The sequence below is a fragment of the Mesorhizobium sp. M7A.F.Ca.CA.001.08.2.1 genome (assembly GCF_003998455.1).
In the GTDB taxonomy this organism is placed as follows: Bacteria; Pseudomonadota; Alphaproteobacteria; order Rhizobiales; family Rhizobiaceae; genus Mesorhizobium; species Mesorhizobium ciceri.
Genome location: NZ_RZPW01000887.1, coordinates 1 through 2,319 on the forward strand (window position 1 = coordinate 1; position 2,319 = coordinate 2,319).

The following is a 2,319-nucleotide window of genomic DNA, read 5'->3' on the forward strand; positions in this document are numbered from 1 at the left end:
GGCTGACATAGATGCAGCGTTCACCGGCTGCCACACCAGCGCGCAGGAATTGCAACGCCGCCGTCGTCTTGCCTGCGCCTGGATCGCCTTGCACGATATAGAAATTTGAAGCGGGCAATCCACCACGAAGAATTTCGTCCAAGCCGGCAATGCCGGAACTTACAACGGGCTGCTTCTTTCGCTCGGTCATTCCGCCATCGTCTCCAAACAGGAATCGCAAGCCGCCAGTATCACAGGTTCGAAGTAGAACTGGGTGGAGCGATCGGCGGCCCGGCCCGGTATCTGAAATTCCAATTTCTGTAATGGCCGCGCCCCCGTCAGGCAAGTAGCTCGTTGCAGGCCACGGCAGTCACGGCCTGTGCCACAGCGCGCACGCCTTCCCATCGTCTGTGGAACCATCCAAGACGCCAGCAGTTTCACAGAGTTAACAAATGAACGGATGGGGTATGATTCAAGGAACCGTCGATAAAGCCGATGAGGATCGCTACCGCGTTCTCGTCGAGGCCGTTACTGATTATGCGATCTATATGTTGGACCGTTCGGGAACCGTGACGAGTTGGAACGCGGGGGCCGAGCGGTTCAAAGGCTATTCCGCCAGCGAGATCATCGGTCAGCATTTCTCGTGCTTCTACACGGAGGAGGATCGCGAAGCTGGTCTTCCATCGCGGACTCTGGAGACAGCAGTCCGCGATGGCAAATTTGTGACCGAGGGCTGGAGGGTTCGTCGCGACGGGACTCCTTTCTGGGCTCACGTTGTGGTGGATCCTATACTCGATCCAAGCGGCAAACTAACCGGCTTCGCCAAAGTCACCCGTGATCTTACCGAGCGCAAGAAAGCGGAGGAGGAAATCCGGAAAAATCAGGAGCAGTTCCAGCGTCTGGTTCAGGGCGTGACAGACTACGCGATCTACATGCTTGATCCTGAAGGCGTAATCACGAGCTGGAACTCGGGTGCAGAACGCATCAAAGGTTACTCGGCCGACGAAATAATCGGCAAGCACTTTTCTCAATTCTACACGCCCGAGGATCGCGAGCGAGGCCGTCCGCAAAGTGCCCTGGAGATCGCCGCCCGTGAAGGGCGAGTTGAGCGCGAAGGCTGGCGTATACGCAAAGACGGCACTGCGTTCTGGTCGCACGTGGTCATCGACGCCATTCGGCACGAGGATGGCGAACTCCTGGGGTTCGCGAAGATCACACGCGACATTACGGAGCGGAAGAAGGCGCAGGAGTCCTTGGATCAGGCACGTGAGGCCCTTTTCCACTCCCAAAAAATGGATGCGATCGGCAAACTGACGGGCGGCGTCGCTCACGATTTCAATAATTTGCTGATGGCGATTCTGGGTAGTCTTGAGCTGCTCCGCAAACGGCTTCCCGACGATCCACAATTGCTGCGTCTTCTCGACAACGCGGTGCTCGGCGCGCGACGGGGAGCGTCCTTGACGCAGCGCATGCTGGCCTTTGCCCGGCGGCAGCAACTCGATCCAAAGCCTGTCGATTTGATAGGGCTCATACACGGAATGAAGGATCTCTTGGAACGATCGCTGGGCTCAAGGGCGATCATAGAGACGAAATTTCCGCTCTCGCTTGATCGTGTGATGGTTGATGAAAGTCAAATCGAACTCGCATTGCTCAATCTGTGCGTCAATGCCAGGGACGCGATGCCTGGCGGCGGAACGATCGTCATCTCCACTCGGATGGAACAGGTCGGCGAAAGCAAAGAGGCTGGCTTGGCCCCGGGCCCCTACGTCTGCCTCTCGGTAGCAGACGCTGGCGAAGGAATGGACGAAGAAACACTAGCTCGGGCGACAGAACCGTTCTTCACCACAAAAGGCGTAGGCAAAGGCACGGGTCTCGGTCTGTCTATGGTCCATGGGATGACAGAACAAATGGGCGGGCGCCTAGTGCTCAAGAGCTCCAGGGGAACCGGAACCACAGCGGAACTATGGCTGCCGATCGCAACCGCGAGCTCGGAAGTCGCGCGCGGGCCGGATGTTCTTGCCGAGGAAGCCATTGAGACGGCGTCGCTGCGGATTCTGGCAGTGGATGACGATGCGCTGGTCCTTTTGAATACCGCGGCAATGCTCGAGGATCTCGGCCATACTGTCGCGGAGGCGCATTCTGCGGCGGCAGCCCTCAGGTTGCTGGAGGAGCAGCCGTTCGACCTCGTCATAACGGATCATGCTATGCCGAAGATGACGGGCCTGCAGCTATCGAATACGATCAAAGTCCAGTGGCCGAACGTACCCGTCATTATAGCAACGGGCTACGCCGAACTCCCGGGGACTCGCGACATCAAAATTCTCAGCAAGCCGTTTACTG

At 57.8% G+C, this 2,319-nt stretch carries 2 protein-coding genes; one reads left to right on the top strand and one right to left on the bottom strand.

The window, feature by feature from the left end; all coding sequences use genetic code 11:
* The coding region (locus EN914_RS32480) for an ATPase domain-containing protein (RefSeq protein WP_281034683.1) at positions 1 to 190 on the bottom strand (190 nt) is incomplete at its 3' end.
* Between the two features lie 256 nt (positions 191 to 446).
* On the opposite strand from EN914_RS32480, the gene EN914_RS32485 reads away from it, so the two are divergent.
* A partial coding sequence (locus EN914_RS32485) for a PAS domain-containing sensor histidine kinase (RefSeq protein WP_245497893.1) occupies positions 447 to 2,319 on the top strand: 1,873 nt, incomplete at its 3' end.